This is a genomic window from Paracoccus aminophilus JCM 7686, assembly GCF_000444995.1.
Classification (GTDB): Bacteria; Pseudomonadota; Alphaproteobacteria; order Rhodobacterales; family Rhodobacteraceae; genus Paracoccus; species Paracoccus aminophilus.
Genome location: NC_022041.1, coordinates 494,759 through 514,745, shown reverse-complemented (window position 1 = coordinate 514,745; position 19,987 = coordinate 494,759). Strand labels below are relative to the sequence as shown.

At 65.2% G+C, this 19,987-nt stretch carries 19 protein-coding genes and 4 tRNA genes; 10 read left to right on the top strand and 13 right to left on the bottom strand.

Features of this window, described 5'->3' with window-relative positions; translation table 11 throughout:
* Positions 1-86: 86 nt before the first annotated feature.
* Positions 87-161, top strand: a tRNA-Gly gene (locus JCM7686_RS02600).
* A 200-nt stretch (positions 162-361) separates the two neighbouring features.
* Positions 362-436, top strand: a tRNA-Gly gene (locus JCM7686_RS02595).
* A gap of 279 nt (positions 437-715) precedes the next feature.
* On the opposite strand, the gene JCM7686_RS02590 is transcribed toward JCM7686_RS02595, so the two are convergent.
* A tRNA-Arg gene (locus JCM7686_RS02590) sits at positions 716-792 on the bottom strand.
* 97 nt (positions 793-889) lie between these two features.
* On the opposite strand from JCM7686_RS02590, the gene JCM7686_RS02585 reads away from it, so the two are divergent.
* Together JCM7686_RS02585 and JCM7686_RS02580 are read left to right on the top strand one after the other, a co-directional pair.
* Entirely contained in the window at positions 890-1,909 is a 1,020-nt protein-coding gene (locus JCM7686_RS02585; RefSeq protein ID WP_020949308.1) for a LacI family DNA-binding transcriptional regulator, read from the top strand.
* Between the two features lie 62 nt (positions 1,910-1,971).
* The gene (locus JCM7686_RS02580; RefSeq protein WP_020949307.1) at positions 1,972-2,313 is read left to right on the top strand and encodes a lysozyme inhibitor LprI family protein; all 342 of its coding nucleotides are present in this window, start codon (positions 1,972-1,974) and stop codon (positions 2,311-2,313) included.
* Between the two features lie 50 nt (positions 2,314-2,363).
* Here the strand turns inward: JCM7686_RS02580 and map are convergent, their stop codons facing one another.
* Positions 2,364-3,170, bottom strand: a complete 807-nt coding sequence (gene map, locus JCM7686_RS02575; protein WP_020949306.1) for a type I methionyl aminopeptidase — start codon at positions 3,168-3,170, stop codon at positions 2,364-2,366.
* A 115-nt stretch (positions 3,171-3,285) separates the two neighbouring features.
* On the opposite strand from map, the gene JCM7686_RS02570 reads away from it, so the two are divergent.
* Together JCM7686_RS02570 and JCM7686_RS02565 are read left to right on the top strand one after the other, a co-directional pair.
* Positions 3,286-4,026, top strand: a complete 741-nt coding sequence (locus JCM7686_RS02570; protein ID WP_020949305.1) for a competence/damage-inducible protein A — start codon at positions 3,286-3,288, stop codon at positions 4,024-4,026.
* Between the two features lie 13 nt (positions 4,027-4,039).
* Positions 4,040-4,759, top strand: a complete 720-nt coding sequence (locus JCM7686_RS02565; RefSeq protein ID WP_020949304.1) for a GNAT family N-acetyltransferase — start codon at positions 4,040-4,042, stop codon at positions 4,757-4,759.
* Here JCM7686_RS02565 and JCM7686_RS02560 read toward each other — a convergent pair.
* The 4 genes from JCM7686_RS02560 to cls all read right to left on the bottom strand — a co-directional run bounded on the left by JCM7686_RS02560 (position 4,744) and on the right by cls (position 7,899).
* Positions 4,744-5,136 (bottom strand): hypothetical protein, encoded by a 393-nt coding sequence (locus JCM7686_RS02560; RefSeq protein ID WP_020949303.1) that lies wholly within the window; start codon positions 5,134-5,136, stop codon positions 4,744-4,746. The genes JCM7686_RS02565 and JCM7686_RS02560 overlap by 16 nt on opposite strands.
* A gap of 32 nt (positions 5,137-5,168) precedes the next feature.
* Positions 5,169-5,954, bottom strand: a complete 786-nt coding sequence (locus tag JCM7686_RS02555) for a DUF6478 family protein (RefSeq protein WP_020949302.1) — start codon at positions 5,952-5,954, stop codon at positions 5,169-5,171.
* A gap of 182 nt (positions 5,955-6,136) precedes the next feature.
* A complete protein-coding gene (locus JCM7686_RS02550) occupies positions 6,137-6,460 on the bottom strand; it encodes a 4a-hydroxytetrahydrobiopterin dehydratase (RefSeq protein ID WP_051201502.1) in 324 nt (107 codons plus the stop codon).
* 11 nt (positions 6,461-6,471) lie between these two features.
* Positions 6,472-7,899 (bottom strand): cardiolipin synthase, encoded by a 1,428-nt coding sequence (gene cls, locus JCM7686_RS02545; protein WP_020949300.1) that lies wholly within the window; start codon positions 7,897-7,899, stop codon positions 6,472-6,474.
* A gap of 89 nt (positions 7,900-7,988) precedes the next feature.
* Here cls and accD point away from each other — a divergent pair, with 89 nt between their 5' ends.
* Both accD and JCM7686_RS02535 read left to right on the top strand, forming a co-directional pair.
* A complete protein-coding gene (gene accD / locus JCM7686_RS02540; RefSeq protein WP_020949299.1) occupies positions 7,989-8,924 on the top strand; it encodes an acetyl-CoA carboxylase, carboxyltransferase subunit beta in 936 nt (311 codons plus the stop codon).
* Positions 8,925-8,966: 42 nt separating this feature from the next.
* Positions 8,967-10,235 (top strand): bifunctional folylpolyglutamate synthase/dihydrofolate synthase, encoded by a 1,269-nt coding sequence (locus JCM7686_RS02535; RefSeq protein ID WP_020949298.1) that lies wholly within the window; start codon positions 8,967-8,969, stop codon positions 10,233-10,235.
* A 63-nt stretch (positions 10,236-10,298) separates the two neighbouring features.
* On the opposite strand, the gene JCM7686_RS02530 is transcribed toward JCM7686_RS02535, so the two are convergent.
* Positions 10,299-10,709 (bottom strand): hypothetical protein, encoded by a 411-nt coding sequence (locus JCM7686_RS02530; protein ID WP_020949297.1) that lies wholly within the window; start codon positions 10,707-10,709, stop codon positions 10,299-10,301.
* Between the two features lie 158 nt (positions 10,710-10,867).
* Here JCM7686_RS02530 and JCM7686_RS02525 point away from each other — a divergent pair, with 158 nt between their 5' ends.
* Positions 10,868-12,181, top strand: a complete 1,314-nt coding sequence (locus JCM7686_RS02525) for an MFS transporter (RefSeq protein WP_020949296.1) — start codon at positions 10,868-10,870, stop codon at positions 12,179-12,181.
* Positions 12,182-12,184: 3 nt separating this feature from the next.
* Here the strand turns inward: JCM7686_RS02525 and JCM7686_RS02520 are convergent, their stop codons facing one another.
* On the bottom strand, positions 12,185-13,579 hold the full coding sequence (locus tag JCM7686_RS02520; RefSeq protein ID WP_020949295.1) for a coniferyl aldehyde dehydrogenase: 1,395 nt from the start codon (positions 13,577-13,579) through the stop codon (positions 12,185-12,187).
* A 97-nt stretch (positions 13,580-13,676) separates the two neighbouring features.
* Here JCM7686_RS02520 and zapE point away from each other — a divergent pair, with 97 nt between their 5' ends.
* Positions 13,677-14,777 carry a cell division protein ZapE gene (zapE, locus tag JCM7686_RS02515; protein ID WP_020949294.1) on the top strand — a complete coding sequence of 367 codons (1,101 nt, stop codon included), beginning with the start codon at positions 13,677-13,679 and terminating at the stop codon, positions 14,775-14,777.
* 68 nt (positions 14,778-14,845) lie between these two features.
* Here zapE and JCM7686_RS02510 read toward each other — a convergent pair whose 3' ends face one another.
* The 5 genes from JCM7686_RS02510 to JCM7686_RS02490 all read right to left on the bottom strand — a co-directional run bounded on the left by JCM7686_RS02510 (position 14,846) and on the right by JCM7686_RS02490 (position 19,895).
* Positions 14,846-15,292, bottom strand: coding sequence for a hypothetical protein (locus tag JCM7686_RS02510; RefSeq protein WP_148292566.1), 447 nt, complete (start codon positions 15,290-15,292; stop codon positions 14,846-14,848).
* A gap of 266 nt (positions 15,293-15,558) precedes the next feature.
* Positions 15,559-15,634 (bottom strand) — tRNA-Thr (locus tag JCM7686_RS02505).
* Positions 15,635-15,696: 62 nt separating this feature from the next.
* Complete coding sequence (locus JCM7686_RS02500) at positions 15,697-17,565, bottom strand: heme biosynthesis protein HemY (RefSeq protein WP_020949293.1); 1,869 nt, start codon at positions 17,563-17,565, stop codon at positions 15,697-15,699.
* Between the two features lie 10 nt (positions 17,566-17,575).
* Positions 17,576-19,117, bottom strand: a complete 1,542-nt coding sequence (locus JCM7686_RS02495; protein ID WP_020949292.1) for a COG4223 family protein — start codon at positions 19,115-19,117, stop codon at positions 17,576-17,578.
* Positions 19,118-19,238: 121 nt separating this feature from the next.
* Positions 19,239-19,895, bottom strand: a complete 657-nt coding sequence (locus tag JCM7686_RS02490; protein WP_020949291.1) for a uroporphyrinogen-III synthase — start codon at positions 19,893-19,895, stop codon at positions 19,239-19,241.
* Between the last annotated feature and the right edge of the window lie 92 nt (positions 19,896-19,987).

The following is a 19,987-nucleotide window of genomic DNA, read 5'->3' as shown; positions in this document are numbered from 1 at the left end:
CCCCTCTCTCGCATTTTTCGCTTGCGGCCCCGGCCCGGCTCGCCTACATCACCGCTCACCGGAAGCGAAAGTTACCGGGATGGAGTGCGGGCGTAGCTCAGGGGTAGAGCATAACCTTGCCAAGGTTAGGGTCGTGAGTTCGAATCTCATCGCCCGCTCCAAACAAAAAGGCCGGTCCTGCGGGATCGGCCTTTTGTTTTTCCGGGGCCTGGATCAGCGCCTCCCGGCACGATTTCATGGGTATTTGGGTGATGAAGAAAGCGCGGCAGATCGCGCAGATGCTATGCGTTTTTCACTTGCGAGTGCGCGCGTCATCCTCTAGATCACCCCTCACCGGCAGCGAGAGTTACCGGGACGGAGTGCGGGCGTAGCTCAGGGGTAGAGCATAACCTTGCCAAGGTTAGGGTCGTGAGTTCGAATCTCATCGCCCGCTCCAAACAAAAAGGCCGGTCCTGCGGGATCGGCCTTTTTGTTTGGGGTGTTGGCACGCCCGGATTGGCCCGGTGGCTTCTGGCGGCGAAGCGATGGCCTGTTTGGGCTGCGACTTTGATGGATCGGCGCGCGTTTGTTGGCCCCTGGGAGCGACGCGCCGAAGCGCGAGCCATGTGTGTGTAACGCTGAGCGATCCAAGGCGGCGGCGCTTACCCTAAAAGCATGAAATCCCATCGTGATATCTTGCGGGCAAGCAGATCATGGCAAGCAAAAGATGCTGGTTTGGTGATCCCGACAGGACTTGAACCTGTAACCTGCCCCTTAGGAGGGGGCTGCTCTATCCAGTTGAGCCACGGGACCGCCGCCTTTCTTTTGCCTGCGCGCGTGGGGATTGGCAAGCTTGCCGCGAGCCGAGCGCTTTGCTAACGGTAACTTTATTCCCATCCATGGATTTCTCATGTCGCCCAAACGCCCGCCCCGCCCCCTGACGCTGCGCGACGTCTCGGAAGCCGCTGGCGTTTCGGAAATGACCGTGAGCCGCGTGCTGCGCAACCGTGGTGATGTCTCGGCTGCCACGCGGGAAAAAGTGCTGACCGCCGCGCGCACGCTTGGCTATGTTCCGAACAAGATCGCGGGCGGATTGGCGAGCCAGCGCGTCAACCTCGTCGCCGTCGTGATCCCCTCCCTCTCGAATATGGTCTTTCCCGAGGTCCTCGGCGGCATCTCGGCCGAGCTCGATGACACCGGGCTCCAGCCGGTGGTCGGGGTCACGCATTACTCCCCTGCGCGCGAGGATGCGGTCCTTTACGACATGCTCTCCTGGCGACCGACGGGCGTCATTCTGGCCGGGCTCGAACACAGCAAGGCCGCGCGCGCGATGCTCGACAATGCCGCGATCCCGGTGGTCGAGGTCATGGACATTGACGGCGATCCGATCGACACCGCTGTCGGCATTTCCCATCGCCGCGCGGGTCGCGAAATGGCGGAAGAGATCCTCAGGGCCGGTTACCGCCAGATCGGCTTCATCGGCACGCATATGCCCGAAGACCACCGCGCCCGCAAACGCCTCGCGGGGTTCGAAGAGCGCCTCGCCGAAGCCGGGGTAACGCTCGCCGCCCGAGAGTTCTACCAGGGCGGCTCCTCGCTTCTCAAGGGCCGAGAGCTCACCCAGCGCATCCTCGCACGCGAGCCGCACCTCGATTTCCTCTACTATTCCAATGACATGATCGGAGCAGGCGGGCTCATCTGGTGCCTCGAACAAGGCATCGACATCCCCGGCAAACTCGGCCTCGCGGGCTTCAATGCGGTCGAGCTGCTCGACGGCTTGCCGATGCGTCTGGCCACGACCGACGCCCGCCGCATCGACATCGGTCGCCGCGCGGCAAGAATTGTCTCCGGCAAGGAAGCCGCCCCCGAAAACGGCATCGTCGCGCTGACCCCGACCTTCATCCCCGGCGATACGATCCGCCGGATCTAAGCGCGCCCTTTTAAGCCGCGCCCGCGTTCTTCATCATCCAAATACCCAAAGAAGAGATCGCCATGCGCCCCATCCTCTCCGCTTTGTCACTGACCCTGCTGCTCGCCCCCAATCCCGGGGCCGCGGCCAGCTTTAACTGCACCAAGACCGGGCTCGCGCCGGATGAAAAGGCGATCTGCGCCAATCGCGACCTGAATGACGCCGATGTGCGCATGGTCACGACGCTGCATCTGCTCGCGGGGCTTTTTGCGATGGGAGTGCGGGGCAATATGATGGACGATCAGGCGAGCTGGTTGAAACAGCGCCAGGCCTGCAAGGCCGATGTTGCCTGCATCCGCGACGCCTACAAGCGCCGTCAGGGCCAGCTCGATCAGATCTACAACAACATCGACCGGCCGATCTGACTAAAAAGGGTGCGGTCGAACCGCACCCTACCTTAGTCACGCAACGCGGGTCACTCGGCGAGATTGGGGTAAAACACCCCGCCCGGCGACAGCGTGAAGATCTCGCAACCATCCGCCGTCACGCCGATCGAATGCTCGAACTGCGCCGACAGCGACTTGTCGCGGGTCACGGCGGTCCAGTCATCGGCGAGAACCTTGGTCTCGGGGCGACCGAGGTTGATCATCGGCTCGATCGTGAAGAACATGCCCTCTTCGATAACCGGCCCTTTGCCCGAGCGGCCATAGTGGAGCACGTTCGGCGGCGCATGGAAGGTCCGGCCAAGGCCGTGGCCGCAGAAATCGCGCACGACCGACATGCCGAAGCCTTCGGCATAGCTCTGGATGGCATGGCCGATATCGCCAAAGGTCGCGCCGGGGCGCACCGCCTCGATGCCCTTCATCAGGCTGTCATGGGTGACCTTGATCAGCCGCTCGGCCTTGCGATTGGCCTTGCCCGCGACATACATCCGGCTGGAATCGCCGAACCAGCCGTCCAAGATCACGGTCACATCGATGTTCAGGATATCGCCGTCGCGCAGGATCTTCTCGCTGGGGATGCCGTGGCAGACGACATGGTTCACGCTGATGCAGCTCGCGTGCTGATAGCCGCGATAGCCGATCGTGGCGCTCACCGTGCCCAGCTCTTCGACGCGGCGGCGGATGAAATCGTCAAGCTCTGCCGTGGTCACGCCGGGTTGGACCAGTGGGCCGACCTCATCGAGAATCTGCGCCGTGATCTGCCCTGCCGCAAGCATACCCTTGAAGTCTTGGGGATCGTGGATGCGGATCCCCTCTTTCGTCATCCGACCGTCGTTCATCGCGTCCTCACATTCTGTTGCCCCCACAGATAGCCCCCACGCGCCCCTTGTTCCAGTCCTGCAGGCCGACCTATACCTTTCGCAGAGATCAGATTTCAGGTCGGAGGGCCTTCAGATGCAGTCGGACAACCCCACAGCCGCCATTCTCGTGATCGGTGACGAAATCCTGTCGGGCCGCACCCGCGAGGGAAATGCGCATTATCTGTCGCAGGTTCTCAACAGCATTGGCGTCGATCTGCGCGAGGTCCGCATTGTCGCCGATGACGAAGATCAGATCGTCGCCGCGATCCGCGCGCTCGATAAATCGCTCGGCGGCGCCTATGACATGCTCTTCACCTCGGGCGGCATCGGGCCGACCCATGACGACATCACCGCCGATGCGGTGGCCAAGGCCTTCGGCACCGGCATTTCCCACAATGACGAGGCCCGCCGCATCCTGACCGAGAACTGGGAAAGCCGCGGCGTCGAGATCACCGAGGCCCGGCTGCGCATGGCGCGCATCCCGCATGGCGCGCGGCTGATCGAGAACAAGGTCTCGGCCGCGCCCGGCTTTCACATCGGCAATACCTATGTCATGGCCGGGGTGCCGAATGTCTTTGTCGCCATGGTCGAGGCGATCCAGCCCGAGCTCGCCAAGGGTCGCCCGACCGTCAGCGAGGCGCTCGAGGTCCTGCGTCCCGAATCCGATGTCGCAGGCCCCCTGCGCGCCGTGGCAGGCGAGTTCCCGGACCTTTCGCTCGGTTCCTATCCGTTCAAACGCGGCGATAGTTACGGCACCAATCTGGTGATCCGGGGGCTCGACGGCGCGCGTGTGAGCGCGGCCATGTCGGCACTGCGCGACCGCCTCGCCCCTTGAAGGAGCTTTGCCCATGACCCTCGATCCCGCGCTTGCCCAGGCTTTCGAGACCACCTGGCCCGCTGCCGAATACCATGACATTGGCGGCTTTCGCGTCGGACGCGGTTTGGGTGGCGGCGGGCGGATCAGCTCGGCGCGCGCGCTCGGGCCCGATTGGCACGCGGACGGGATCGAGGCCGCCGCACAGCTTCAGCGCGACTGGGACCAGCCCGAGACCTTCCGCGTCTGGTCCGAGGAAACCGCGCTGGCCGACGCCCTGACCGCGCGCGGCTTTCGCCAGGACCGCCCGACGCTGGTCATGGCGGTCGAGGCCGCGCAGCTCACCGACCGCGAGATTCCACTGGTCACGGTTTTTCCGATCTGGCCGCCCTTGGCGATCCAGCGCGAGATCTGGGCCGAGGGCAATATCGCAGGCCCGCGTCAGGCCGCGATGGAAAGGGTCGCTCCCCTGCCCCATACCTCGCTTCTGGGTCGGATCGAGGATCATGCCTCGGCCTCGGCCTTTGTCGCCGCCGATGGCGATGTTGCGATGATCCATGCGATCGAGGTCGAGCCGAAGATGCGCCGCAAGGGCATGGCCGACTGGCTGTTGCGTGGCGCGGCCCATTGGGCGCGCGATCACGACGCCAGCCGTCTTGCGCTGGCCGTGACCGCCGCGAATGCGCCCGCGATCGCGCTTTATGAGAAACTGGGCTTCGCTCCGGTCGCGCGCTACGGCTACTGGTCGCGCTGAGCGGCCGCCACCCGGCGCAGCTCGCGCTTGAGCAGGTCGAGCTCTGATTTCAGCAGCGCGACCTCGACCTGAATATCGTGGTTGATCAGCTTGCTGGTGATGATCGGCAGGCTGGCCAGCTCGGCGGCACCGGGCTGCAGCGGCTCATTGCCCTCGCCCTCGTCCTGAAAGAGCAGGAAGGTCTGGACGCCATCGGCCAGACGCTCGGCCGGCAGCGGGCAATTGACCCGCCATTGCCCCTCGCCCGAGGGTTGCAGCTCACCCCGGGCGACGATCTCGCCCAGATGGATCAGCGCCAGACGGCGCGGTTCCTGCGCGGCTGAGAGGATCCCCTGCCACGACCCGGCCTTGACCCCAAGCGATTCGAAACTGTTCATGTCCCGCTTCCTTTCGTCACGCCGCGTCGCGCCTAAAACTCGGCCCGCAGATGGCGTGAAACAAAGAGTTCGCGCACTTCAAGCGCGTTCATGGTGGGCCGTTCGAAGATCAGGTCGATCCAGATCTTCTGAAGGCGTCTTTCGTCGATCTCGGTCGCCGCAAGATCGAATTCGGTGATGTGATGGCCCTGCGCATCCGGCGTAAGGTCATCGAGCTTGACCAGAATCTGGTCGGTGTTCGGGCCGTTGGCGATGTTCAGCCGCGCGAAAACGCTCATCTCGCGCTCGATCGCAAGCCCGGTCTCGAGGCGCAGGACGTAGTTGCGGGTCAACCCCTGAAGTGCGTCTTGCGGCAGATCGATCGAGACCGACAGGAAGCTGCCCGCGAAGGCGAAAATCTCCATCCGCATCCCGAAGGGCGCCAGATCGGTGGCGCGGTGGTTGCGCATCTGCTCAAGGATCAACGCGCGCTCGGCACAGTCATGCCAAACCGCGGCCTCTTGCCCCAGACGCGCCCCGTTTTCCGGCGAGACCACGCCTTCCGGCACGATCGGCGCGGTCATAAAGCCCGGACGCCAGCGCCAATCGGTGCCGATCGGCAGGTTGATCGCATCCAGAGCCTCGCCCGAGATCTCGGCGCGACGGTCGGTGCGTTGCAGGAACTGATCGAGCTTGCGGCGCAGGACCAGAGCCTCTTCGCGCAACATGCGCTTGCGTGACGAGGCAAGTCCCTGTTTGTCATCTGCAAGCTCTGCCCAACGGCGGTTGGCCCGCTCGCGCAAGATCCGATCAAACCATGTGCGGGCAGGCAGCGCCATGTCAGTCCTTGTCCGTCGATACCCCTGATCGCCGCGCGATCCGACAGGGACTCGCAGGGCATCGGGCTGAGGATCGGCGCCCGATATCCATCCGCTTAGTCCTGATTGGGCAGGATTTTCCAGTCTTAGTTAATGTTAAAACCAGACTATTCGTTCGCCAGCGGGCATTCGCCGAGAATATTTTAAAGAACGCTGTTCAGCCGTGACGCACATATCAGATCATTCATCGTCACGCCCCCCGCTGAATGGGTGGAAAAACGGATGCGACAATAGCCCCAACCATAGCTGAGATCGGGGTGATGATTCGCCAATTCTCCGATGCCGCCAGCGAGCGCAGCCAGCGCCTGCGCCTTGAGGAAGGTCTTGGTGGTCAGCTGGCATTCGATGGCCTTGCCATCCTCGGTCAGCACCCAGCCATCCAGCGCGCCCAGCAGATCGCGCACGGTCTCTTCGGGCAGCAGCGCCGCCCCGTTGACGATTTTCTCGCGAGATAGTGCATCCGACATCATCGTTCTCCTCACAACAGAGGTGCGGCCAGCGCCAGAAGGTTGTTGCGCAGCCGCCGCCAGACAGACCAGCCGAGGATGTCCTCGCGGCTGAGCTGGCGCGAGCGTGCGATGAAAGTCTCCTGCCGGGCAACCAGGCTGGCCGTCACATCCCGGTCAATCACGAAAACGTTCATCTCGTAATTCAGCTCGAAGCTGCGCCGGTCCATATTGGCGCTGCCGATCATCGCCATCCGGCCGTCGGCGGTGATGATCTTGGCGTGCAAAAGCCCCGGCTTGAACAGGTAAAGCCGCACGCCCGCGTTTACGAGCCCATAGTAGAACCCTTGCGAGCTCGCCTGAACCACCAGCGAGTCATTGCGTTCGGGCAGGATCATCGTGACCTCGACCCCGCGCCGCGCGGCAGCCCGGATCGCGCTATCCAGCGCGGCATCGGGGACGTAATAGGGCGTCGTGATCGTCAGCCGCTCGCGCGCGCCATAGACCAGCGCGGTCATCGAATCCGCCAGCGAGCCCTGCCGGCGGTCCGGCCCGGTCGCCACGATCTGCGCCGCGACGCCGGGCTCCGAGATCGCGGGCACGAGGTCGAGCATCTCGCCCAGATCCTCGCCGGTATAGCTGATCCAGTCCTGCAGGAAGATCACCTGCATCTGGCGCACCACCGGCCCGTCGATGCGCATGAAGATATCGACCCAAGGCGCGAATTTCGGTTTGACCGCAAAGGCCTTGTCCGAGCAGTTGCGGCTGCCGGTAAAGCCGGTGGCATTGTCGATCACCACGATTTTGCGGTGATTGCGCAGATCCATGCGCTGGAAAAGCGCGCCAATCACCGGCAGACCCAGCGGCAGCGCCTCGACACAAACGACGCCCGCCGCCTTCATCTGCGCCCAGCTGTCGCTATGGGCAAAAGCGCGCGAGCCGATCGCGTCGATGATCGCGCGCACCCGCACACCGCGCCCGGCGGCCCGGATCGTCGCCTCGGCGACCTTGCGCCCCGAGGTGTCGTCGAGCCAGATGTAGAAGAGGATGTGGATGTGATCCTCGGCCTGATCCATCGCGTCGACCAAAGCGTCAATCGCGCTGTCATCCTCGGGCAAAAGCGCCATGGCATTGCCCGAAACCGCAGCCATGCCGCCGATCACCTCATTGGTGGCGACGATCGGCGCGGCATAGTCGGGCGGGTCGCGGATCAGCTCGGGGCTTGGCTGGAAGCTGCCTGACAGCCGGTCGCGGACATCGGCCATCTTCTGGACCTCGGCCCCGCGCATTCGGATCTCGCCGAAGAGGATATAGGCGATGATGCCGACCAGCGGCACCAATTCGATCACAAGGATCCACGAGAGCCGCACCGTCGGTTCGAGCCTCGGGCGCAGAAGCACCCGGATCGAAACCAGCAAGGCGGCGCCATAGTGCAGGGCGGCAAATGTTTCTGTCCACATGAGACACAGTAATGCCTGACCACAGCGGAATTGCAATTCCAAGCCATGCGGCCTATTTCATGGCGCAAGTTTAGCGAAGAAGGCCCCCGATGAACTGGATCTCAAACTACGTCCGTCCGCGCATCAACTCGCTTTTCTCGCGCCGCGAAGTGCCCGAGAATTTGTGGACCAAATGCCCGGAATGCGGAACGATGCTCTTTCACCGGGAGCTGGCGGACAACCTCAACGTCTGCACCAACTGCGAGCATCACCTCGCGATCTCGCCGCGCGACCGCTTTGCGTCGCTCTTTGACGGCGGCGTCTTCCTTGAGGTCAAGGTGCCCGAGCCGATCGCCGACCCGCTGCATTTCCGCGATCAGAAGAAATATCCCGACCGGATGAAGGCCGCGCAAAAGGCCACGGCCGAGAAAGAGGCGATGCTGGTCGCCGAGGGCGAGATCGGCCGCACGCCGGTCGTTGCCGCCGCCCAGAATTTCGCCTTCATGGCCGGGTCGATGGGCATGTATGTCGGCAATGCCATCGTCGCCGCCGCCGAACGCGCGGTGAAGCTGAAGCGCCCGCTCGTGCTCTTTTCGGCCGCAGGCGGCGCGCGGATGCAGGAAGGCATTCTTTCGCTCATGCAGATGCCGCGCACCACGGTCGCCGTGCAGATGCTCAAGGAAGCCAAGCTGCCCTATATCGTCGTGCTGACCCATCCGACCACGGGCGGGGTCACGGCCTCTTATGCGATGCTGGGCGATATCCAGATCGCCGAGCCCAATGCGCTGATCTGCTTCGCCGGTCCGCGCGTGATCGAGCAGACCATCCGCGAAAAGCTGCCCGAGGGCTTCCAGCGCGCCGAATATCTGTTCGAGCATGGCATGCTCGACCGCGTGACCCATCGCAAGGACCTGCGCGCCGAGCTGATCTCGATCATCCGGATGCTGACGCGTCAGCCCGCGCCGGTGATCGCGGACCTGCCCGCGCCGGGTCATATCGGCACCCTGCCCGCCGAAGCCCAGCCCGAGCCCAGCAAGGCCGGTTAATCCCGGCCCTTTCCTCTTCCATCCTTTTGCCGGGGGGCCCGCATGTCCGGTTCCGACGTCATTCTCGAGCGGCTGATGTCGCTTCACCCCAAGGTCATCGACCTGTCGCTGGACCGGATGCACCGCATTCTGGCCGCACTTGGCAACCCCGAGCGCAAGATCCCGCCGGTGATCCATCTGGCCGGGACCAATGGCAAGGGCTCGACGCAAGCGATGATCCGCGCCGGGCTCGAATCTGCGGGGCTCAAAGTCCATGCCTATACCTCGCCCCATCTCGCGCGCTTCCACGAGCGCATCCGTCTGGCCGGAGAGCTGATCCCCGAGCCGCTGCTGGCCGAGATGCTCGAGGAATGCGAGGTTGCGAATGGCGGCCTGCCAATCACCTTCTTCGAGATCACGACCGCAGCGGCCTTCCTCGCCTTCTCGCGGGTCGAGGCGGATTATACGCTACTGGAAGTCGGCCTTGGCGGGCGGCTCGACGCGACCAATGTCGTGCCCGATCCGCGCCTTACGGTGATCACGCCGATCTCGATCGACCACACCCAATATCTCGGCGACACGCTGGAAGCGATCGCGGGCGAGAAGGCCGGGATCATCAAGCGCCATGTGCCCTGCATCGTCGCCAAGCAATTGCCCGGCGCGCGTGAGGTCATCGAAAAGCGCGCCGACAGCCTTGGCGCACCGTTGAAGATCCACGGGCAGGAATGGACCTCCTACCGCGAGGGCGATGCGCTGATCTATCAAGACGAGCACGGGCTGATGGACCTGCCGCTGCCGGTCCTGCCGGGGCCGCATCAATATGACAATGCCGGCACCGCGATTGCCGCGCTGCGCGAGCTGGGCTTTGGCCGGATCGAGGCCAAGGCCGCGGTGACGGAAACCGAATGGCCCGCGCGGATGCAGCGCCTGAAACACGGCCCGTTGGTCGAGGCGGCCAAGGGTTGCGAGCTTTGGCTCGATGGCGGCCATAACCCCGCCGGGGGCGAAGCGGTGGCCAAGACGCTGGCCGCCATGCCCAAGCGTCCGACCTTTCTGGTTTGCGGCATGATCAACACCAAGGATGTCGTGGGCTATATGCGCCCGCTGGTGCCGGTCGCCGAAAGCCTGATCGCGATCTCGATCCCGAACGAGCCGAATACGCTGCCCGCCGAGGAAACCGCCGAAGCCGCGCGTCGCGCCGGTCTGCCGGTCGAGATTGCCGCAGATGCGCAAGAGGCCGTGCAAAAGATCGCAGCCGCCCATCCCGAGGCGCGGATTCTGATCTGCGGCTCGCTCTATCTCGCCGGTCAGGTCCTCAAGGACAACGGCTGATCGCGGCAGATGGGGCGAGCGGCTCGCGCCGCCCGTCCCCTCTTCGCGCCCCGCGACCGAGCCTCAGCGCTTCTTGAGGTGATTGAGCTCGGGGAAGGGATGCCAGGTGACATCGGCGCGGTCGCAGACCGGATGCTGAAGCGCATTGGCCGCCAGATGGGGGTCGTCGTTCAAAGCCACGCCCATCGTATGCACGCCAAGGTATTTGCCCTGCGCATTCTTGACATCCGCCTTGACGCAAACGCCCTGCGTGCCATCGGCGAAGGTCGCCATATTGGAAATCTCGGCGCCCCGGATCGACGAGGGATCGTAAACGATCGCCTTGGCGTTCCTGACGATCTTGGCCTTGACCTCGGCGCTCGGCGGCACCGAACCCGCGATCACGCTGGCATATTTGTCCTGCGGCGCGCAGCCCGCCAGAAAGAGCGCCCCTAGGGCACTGGCGAAAAAGGCGCTGGCAACGATTTGCTTCATTCGGATCCCCCGTCTCGAATTTTCCAGCATTTCGCAGGCTTTGCCCCAAGGCGTCAATGCCCGGCCTGAACCCGCACCGTGCGCGGCACAGGTGGCCCTCTGGACAATCGGCCCCCGGCTCGGGCAAGTGAAGGCAGACGGACCGAAGGAGAGCCCCGATGGATGTCATGATCGACGATGCTCTGGCACGCGCCGGAGCAGGACGTTTCCAAAGACGCCTCATGGGCATCTTCGGGTTGGTCTGGATGGCCGATGCGATGCAGGTCATCGCGATTGGCTTTACCGCTGCCTCGATCGCCCGCAGCTTCGATCTCACGGTCAAAGAGGCGCTACTGACCGGCACGCTGTTTTTCCTCGGCATGTTTGTCGGCGCAACGCTCTTCGGGCGGCTCGCGGACCGGCTTGGCCGACGCCGCATCCTGCTGCTGACCGTGGCCGCCGAGGCGGTTTTCGGCACGCTCTCGGTCTTTGCCCCAAGCTTTGGCCTGCTGGTCTTCTTCCGCTTCCTGACCGGGATGGCGGTGGGTGGCACCCTGCCCGTCGATTACGCGATGATGGCCGAATATCTGCCACCGAAGAACCGGGGGCGCTGGCTCGTCTGGCTCGAGGGCTTCTGGGCGGTCGGCACGATCGTCATCGCGCTGACCGCTTGGGCGACCAGCCATTACGCCCCTGAAACCGCCTGGCGCTGGATCTTTGCCGTCGCCACCTTCCCGGCGCTGATCGGCGTCTGGCTGCGGCTTTGGGTGCCGGAATCACCGATGTATCTGATCCGCAATGGCCGCGATGCCGAGGCCCGCGAGGTCATCTCGCGCGTTCTTGCCGTCAACGGCGCCGAGCCGCTGCACCCCTCCGTCCGCATCGTGCCGACGCCGTCGGAAACCGATCCTGACGGACTCTTCGGGCGCGCGCTGCGCCAGCGCAGCGTGGCGATTCTCGCGGTGTGGTTCTTCGTCTCGCTGTCCTATTACGGGATTTTCGTCTGGCTGCCGCCGCAGCTTGCCGAAAGCGGCTTCGGCTTCGTGCGCGGCTATGGCTTCCTCGTGCTCATGGCCTTGGCGCAGATCCCGGGCTATGCCCTCGCCGCCTACGGGGTCGAACGCTGGGGTCGTCGCCCGACGCTCCAGATCTTCCTGATCCTTGCCGCTGCGGGCTGCCTGCTCTTCACCGTGGCGAGCGGGACCGCGCTTGTCGCCTTCTCGCTGTTGCTGATGAGCTTCGCGCTTCTGGGCACCTGGGGCGCGCTTTACGCCTATACGCCCGAACTTTACCCGACCGGCCTGCGCGGCTCTGGCATGGGCATGGCGGGCGCGGTGGCGCGTGTCGGCGGTCTGATCGCGCCCTCTCTGCTGGGGGGCATCATCGCGCAGGGTTTTGGCGTCGCCATCGGGCTTTTCGCGGTGCTGCTTCTGGTCGGTCTGGTCGCGACGCTCTTCATCGGGGTCGAGACCCGCAACCGCGCGATCGGCTAAAATCTAGCGCAGCATCAGCCGCATCAGCGCCCGGAAGCGCGCGCCATAGGGCGGAGCCAGCCAATCTGCCCCGTTGATCCGGCTTTGCGCAAAGACCGGCAGAAGATGCGACATCCGCTCGAACCCGGCCTGACCGTGATAGGCGCCGATCCCGCTTGGCCCGACCCCGCCAAAAGGCAGCCCGGACTGAGCGACATGCAGCAGCGTGTCATTGACCGTCACGCCCCCCGCCGAAACGCTGGCGAGCAGAAGGTCGCGGGTCTCGGCGCTTTCGGTGAAGGGGTAAAAGGCCAGCGGACGTGGCCGCGCGGTGATGTACGCGACCGCCGTGCGCAGATCGTCATAGGGCACGACGGGCAGGATCGGGCCGAAGATCTCATCCTCAGCCAAGGGCCCCTCGGCCCCGGTGACCAGCACCGGCGGCATCATCCGCCGCGCCGGATCGGCGGGCGCTGTCGAGAGCGGCAGGATCTCGGCCCCGCCCGCTTGCGCGGCCTCGAGCGCCGCCGTCAGCCGGGCGAATTGCGCGTCATTGATGATGCGGCTGTAATCGGGATTGGTCTCGAGCTTTGGGTAATGGCGCTCGACCCAGCCCTTGGCCTTGGCGATGAACTGGTCGAGGTGATCGCGGTGGAGCAGCACATAATCGGGCGCGATACAGGTCTGGCCCGCGTTCAGCATCTTGCCCGCCATGATCCGCGCCACCGCATGATCGAGCCGCGCATCGGGCGCGATCAGCGCCGGAGACTTGCCGCCAAGTTCAAGCGTGACCGGCACGAGATTGGCCGCCGCTGCCGCCATGACTCGCCGCCCGACCGCCGTCGAGCCGGTGAAAAGCAGGTGATCGAAGGCCAAAGCCGAAAAGGCCATACCGGTCTCGGGGCCTCCGGTCACCACCGCGACCCGGTCCTGCGGCAGATAATCGGGCGCAAGCTGGGCAAAGAGCGCGGCAAAGGCGAGCGCATGTTCCGAGAGTTTGACCATGGCCCGGTTGCCCGCAGCCAAAGCGCCGACCAGCGGGCCGATGGTCAGTTGCAGCGGATAGTTCCAAGGCACGACAATGCCCACAACGCCAAGCGGCTGCGGCTGGACCCAGGCCCGCCCGGGGCGAAACCAGATCCCCGGCGCGACCGGCCGCCGCCGCATCCAACGCCCAAGATGGCGCCGCGCATGGGCGATTTCTTGAAGCGAGGGAAAGACCTCGGCCAGATCGGTTTCCGCCTGCGGACGCTGGCCGAAATCCTCCGAGATCGCCGCGCCAAGCGCCTTGCGATGGTCAAGAATCAGCCGGCGCAGCGCGGTCAGATGCTGCAGGCGCGTCGCGTGATCCGGCGCAAGCTCTTGCCGCGACGCCGCTTTCATCGCGAGAAACCGTGCGTTGATGTCGTCCGGGGTCATTTTCGCCTCATGCCAGCTCGGGTAAAGGTAGCATCGCACCGGCGCGGTTCAAGCTCTGCCTCTTGCAGCGATCTCAAGACTTTGGCAGGGGTAGCACATGAGCACAGTGACCCAAGCGTATACCGCCCGCGTCGCCTCGGGCGACCTGACCATTGACCCGGCCCAATGGGCGGTTCTGCCCGCGCTTGACGCCCTTGTCGCGCGGCTCTCGGAACCGGCGCCTGCTCCGGCCAAGAACGGCTGGCTGTCGCGGCTGATGCGCTCTGAAAAGACCGAGCCGGTGGTGGCCAAGGGGCTTTACCTCTGGGGCGGGGTCGGACGCGGCAAGTCGATGCTGATGGATCTGGTCATGGATGCCGCGCCGACCACGGCCAAGCGGCGCGTCCATTTCCATGAATTCATGCAGGAAATTCAGGCCGGGCTTGAGCGGATGCGCAAGAAGGGCGTCGCGGATGCTGTGGCCCCGGTCGCGGGCGAGGTCGCCGATCAGTGCCGCCTGCTGTGCTTTGACGAAATGCAGATCACCGATATCGCCGATGCGATGATCGTCGGGCGGCTGTTTCAGGTGCTGTTTGAGCGCGGCGTGGTCATCGTCACCACCTCGAACCGCGTCCCCGAGGAGCTTTACAAGAACGGCCTCAACCGCCAGCTCTTCCTGCCCTTCATCTCGATGATCCGCCAGAATATGGATGTGGTCGAGCTGATCAGCGAGCAGGATCACCGCCAGAACCGGCTCGAAGGCGGTCAGGTCTGGTTCTCTCCGGCTGATGGCGAGGCCAAGATGGCGCTTGATCACATCTGGTCCGAGCTGACCCATGGCGCCGCGACCACGCCGCTCGCGATCCCGGTTCTGGGCCGCGAGGTCGTGCTGCCCGATCACGTTGGCCGCATCGCCCGCGCGGGCTTTTGGGATCTCTGCGGCCGCCCGCTTGGCCCCGCCGATTACATCGCCATCGCCGAGGCGGTCGATGTCTTGTTCATCGACGGCGTGCCGCGGCTGACCATGTCGAATTTCAACGAGGCCAAGCGCTTCGTCACGCTGATCGACGCGCTTTATGAGGCCAAGGTCAAGCTCTACGCCAGCGCCGCCGATGATCCGGACCGCCTTTACGCCGAGGGCGAAGGCTCGTTCGAATTCGAACGCACGGCGAGCCGCCTTCACGAAATGCGCGACGCCGATTGGGGCAAGGCGGGCTGACGCGCGCTTTGCCTTGGGGCGGACAGCATTGGGACAATGACGCCCCTTAGAAAGGGGCGTCTACAGCCTTAGCGAGTAACCACGATGACCTCGCGACGCCCGCCCAGAGCCAGAACCAATCCAAGGATTACGAAGATCGCGCCGGCAATCAGGCCAATGAACGTGGCAATGCCAGTCACCGCAAGACCAGCCGCCCCAGCGCCAAGAACAGCCGCGGCCTGACCATCGGCCGACGCCTGCGCAACCACCTCGCTCGCGGCGCGACCAGAAAGCAGCATCGCAGAGAAGGGGAGCGCAAAGAAGCACAGCCCCAACAGCAGGAAACCGCGTCCAAAGGCACGACGAACCGTCGGCGCGAAGTAGCCGAGCGCCGCCATGATAGCGACGATGACAATGGTGGAAACGCTTGCAAAGTTCGAGCCGTCGCTATGCAGCGCAGCTATTGCGGGCGACAATGCGAAAGCACAGAAGAAACCAAATACTGCCCCAATCAGGGTGCGAAAAACTACTGACACGACGGACACTCCGAATTTTACGTACCGTCAACAACTATCAGTAGGGTACTTATTTACCAAGAATTCTACCTATGGATGTATTTTATCTGTGACCGCGAAACCTTAATGCCACAACAGCGGGATATCGGGCCCCAGAAGCAGAAGCTCCGGATCTGTCTGAAGGTAAGGGGAGGTCATGAAGCAACAATGCAGGCGCAAGGCCTGCCGATTTTCGGCCTACGAGATCATCCCGACCAAAGCAGAAAATGCGCTAAATTTTTGATTAGTGGTGCCGCAGAAGGGACTCGAACCCCCGACCCCATCATTACGAATGACGTGCTCTACCAGCTGAGCTACTGCGGCCTCTGGCCCCATTGGGGCAGTGTCCGCGCCGGATAGCAGGTTCCGGCGCGGGGGGAAAGGGGCTATCGCGCCTTTTTCGTGTCCGAGAGATATTCCTCGTCGATCGGTTCGAGATCAGGCCGGACCGGAGCGAATTCGCTTGGATCGACGAAACGCGGATCGCGACGCGGCGGGGTGATCTCGGCCGCCGGAACCTCGGCTGCCGGAGCATTGGGCGGCGTGATCTCGACGATCTTCTCGGCAGGTTTGTCGGTGCCCTTGGCCGCGCCCTTTTCGGCGGGAGCCGGGTCGGGATCGGTCACCGTCATCGAGGGCCCGCCAAAATCGCCCGCAAAGCCGTCATCGCCGTCGATGCGGACGTAATCCGACTCGCGCGGGACCATGCCGGGAGCGACACGCGCCAGCTCGACCGGGCGGCTGGGCGTGACCGGAGCGGCAGGCTCGTCGCTTTCGCTGACGATGCCGGGCTCGACCAGCTCGGCGGCGACCACCGTCGAGGCTGGGCCCATATTGGCCGCAGCCGCAGCGGCCTGAGGCGGCAGCGCGGTGCTGCCGATCAGCAGCGGCAGCATATCGGCACCGCTGGTCGCACCGAATTGGGTCTTGCGCAGGGTCTCTGGCTCGCGCCAGCTCAGCGTGTCGAAGCCATGGCAGCTGTCGCAGACCGGCGCCCAGTCGCTCATCACGTTCTGGCACTTGTCGCAGACCCATTGCGGGCCGCGGCTGGCCGAAAGAGCGCGCGTCAGCGTCGTGCGGACGATGGCGTCATCCTCGCCCTCGCCGCGCTCGACCGCGGCCAGAATAGAGAGCGTGCGCACCGTCGGATGGGTCTGGGCGAGATCGCCAAGCGCGCGGCGCGCATCGGGGAAATCCTCGACCCCGAGCAAAAGCTCGGCCTGAAGCAGATGCGATTCCTCGTTGTTCGGGTTTTGCTTAATCAGCTGCTCGAAGCGGCGCAGGCGTTGGACCGGGGTCTCGTCCGGAACGATCTCGGCATAGGCCGAGGCCAGCGCCGGATGGGGCCGCACCGACCAGGTTTTTTGCAAGACGCGAGCGGCATTGCGCGGGTCTTTCTGCGCGATATAGCTGCGCGCCGCCAGAACCGCTGCCGGGATCAGATCGGGGCTGGCGCGGTTGGCGGAAATCGCCGCCTCGCGGGCCGAGATCGAATTGCCCTCGGCCAAGATCTCGCTCGCCTCTTGCAGCGCCAGAACCGCATCGCGGCGCGTGGCGACATCCTGCGGCAGCTGGCCCTGTTTGCGCTTTTCCTTCAGCGTCTGGCGCGCGCCCTTCCAATCGCCTTCGCTGGTTTGCAGCTCGAGGAGCTTGTCTTGCAACTCGCGGTGCTTGGGCTTGAGCGCATAGGCCTTTTCCGCCAGCTTGAGCGCGGTCGCGGTATCGCCCTCGGCCAGCTTTTGCCGCATCAGCCCGCGAATGGCGACAAAGCGGGTGCGGTCATCGCCGAGCAGGCGACGATAAGCGGCGCTCGCCTTGGCAGTATCGCCGGAAATCTCGGCAGCCTGCGCGGCCAGCACATCGGTGACATGCGGTTTATTCAGATATTTCGAGGCCTTAGCGGCCTTGTCTTGCGCAAGCTTGCCCTCACCCGAGGCGACGGCGAGCATCCCCTCGGCCAAGGCGTCATAGCCCTTGCGCTCGCGCGAGCGGGCGAAATAGCGGTTCACGGCGGTCTCGTCGCCGACCACAAAGCGCAGGGTCGCGACCAAGAGGCCCAGCAGGCGCATCGCCGCCCAGGCGAGGATCATGACGATGACCAGCGCGACGAACAGCTGGACCGGACCCAGCGTATATTCGGTGCCGCCATAGACCAGACGCAGCGCCTGCCCGGTTTCAGACAGATGCACAGCCCCCAGCGCAATGGCCAGAACCACCGCGAAGAAGATCAGGATTTTCAGAAGCGATAGCAGCATGTCCGGCCCCTCAATTCGCAGTCAAACCGGCCAAAGCCGCGCGGGCATCGGCCCACCGCTTCGCCTGCGCCACCCAAGCCGCCATCGCATCCTGACCGGCTTGCGGCAGGGTCGCGATATCGCCAAGCGCGGCGGCGAGGTCTCCGGCGCGCACCGAGGCGCCAGCACGCGAGAGGATCGCATCGGGATCGCTGCCGTCGCGGGCCTCGACCGAGCGGGCCCCGGTCTGCACGCGCAGGAAGTTCCCGATCGCGCCCAAAGCGCCGCCGCCTTGCGATTCCGCTTTCAGCGAGGCGCGCAGACCCGCGCGGGCCGCCGCATCGAAACCGCCCTGAATCGCGGCCAGCGAGGGCAGATCGGCGCTCAGAGCCGGAGGCGCGTCAACGCCCGCCGCCTTGAGATCGCCCAGACCGCCAGCAAGATTGCCGCCGGTTTCCAGCGCGGTCTGCAGGCTTGCGACAGCAGCGGCGACTTGCGCGCGGCGACCGACGGATTCGGTCTCTTGGCGCACGCGATCGGCCTCGGCCTGCGCGGCGGCGATCTGGCTTTGCGCCTGCTCGGCGGCCGTCTTGATCTGATCCTGCACGGTGCTCGCCTGTTCGGTCAGCTGCTGAAGCTGGGCCGCCGTCGAAGCGTCCAGCGCGGGCCGCGCGGCGAGCTCGCTCAAGCGGCTCTCCTGCCCGTCCACCTGCGCGCGCAGCTGCGCCACGACCGATTGCAGCGCCTGAACCTGCGATAGATCCACGCCGCTCGCGCCATCGCCCGCCACCCCGGAGGTCGAAGCCAGAGGCGCGCTGTTGCGCATCGCATCCAGCGCCACGCCAAGCGCCTCGATCTTGCCCGCCTGCGCGGTCAGCTCGTCCTTGAGCCCGGCGAGATCGCCGCTCTGATCGGCTGCGGGCGGCGGCAAAGCGTCACGCGCCGCCGTCAGTGCCGCAGCGGTCGCATCGCTGAGAAGCTGCGGACGCACGGCAGCGACCTCGGTCTTGGCGGCGGTCGTCGCGGCCTCGGTCGCGGCCTGACGCGCGGCGGCAAGCTGGGCCGCCGGATCGGCCGGGGGCATGGGCTGCCAAGCGGCAGGCAGATGGGGCAGCGCATACCAGGTCACGCCCGCACCCAAGGCGGCGGCAATGATCCCGCCCAGAACGGTCGGCACGAAACCGGCCTTGCGAACCTCGACCACCCGTTCGGGGGCGCGGTCGGAGGAGGCGCTTGACGGCTTGACCACCGGATCGCTTGCCAGCCCCGTCCCCGGCGCAGATGTCTCGGGGAAGCGGCTTTTGCCTGCGGTTTCGGCGGATTCGGAGGTTTCGACGGGCGCGTCGTCCAGCGAAAGCTCGGTCTTCGGCACGGCGGCCTCGCGAGTCGGATCTTGCGGGATGCCGACCAGAACCGAATCCACCGCCTCTTTCGGCTCGGACGCCGAGGCCTCTGCCGTGGCCGGGGTCTCGATCGGGCGATTGGGCACGGTGGGCGTGGTGGCTGCGGTCTTTCCGCCCGACGATTCGGGGAGAGGGGTGGCGTCGCTGGCGGAGGTCTCTGGCTTGGTCACGGTCGGATCCCTGATTTCTGGCGCGCCCGGCGCAGACGGAGCGCACAACTCTGCCGGTCACAATCGGACGCGGATTGCGGATACTCTAGACGCCTGCTTTCCTCCTCTCAACCCGGCGCGATCAGGAATGTTCCGACCGCAGGAGCGCGCCAAGCGCGCCGAGGATTCCCGCCGCATCAGGCGTTTCGGCCAGAACCTGCCGCGCGGCGGGCCCCTGCCATGCTTTCGCAGCCGCAAGGCTGATCGGCGCGAGCCACAAAGGCGCCCGCGCGGCCTCGGCCTCCTGCGACAAAAGGCGCGCCGAGCGTGGCGAAAAGAGCGGCAGGCAGATCGGTTCGGCCCCCGCCAGATGCGCCCGCGCCTCGGCATTGAGCGGCTGCGCGATCTGGTCGTAAACCGCGATCCCCTCGACCGGCAGGACCTTGGCGACATGGCGGCCATGGGGATGGACCCAGCCCGGGCCCAGATCTTGCAGCATCGGCAAAAGCCGCGCCGCATCGCCCGGCCCCGCCACCGCTTCATAACCCGCTGCCTGCGCCGCCGCCGCCGTGCGCGGGCCAACGCACAGCGCAGGCCGCCCGCGCCCCGGACCGGCAAAGGCCACGCCGTTTTCCGAGGTGAAGACGAGCCCGGTCGCCGCAGCGATCCGCGTCGCGTCATGGGGCAGGCCCACGATCCGCAGGATCGGCGAGATCACCACATCAAGCCCCAGCCCCGCCGCCTCTGCGGCGAAACGGCGCGCGGCCGGTTCGGGCCGGGTCAGAAGCAGCAGCGGCATGGCAATCGTCCTCTTGCGGTGCTAGTTATCCCCTGCCTAGGCGCTCGGCGCGCCCATCACAAGCCGGGCCCCGCCACATGACGCCCCACCTC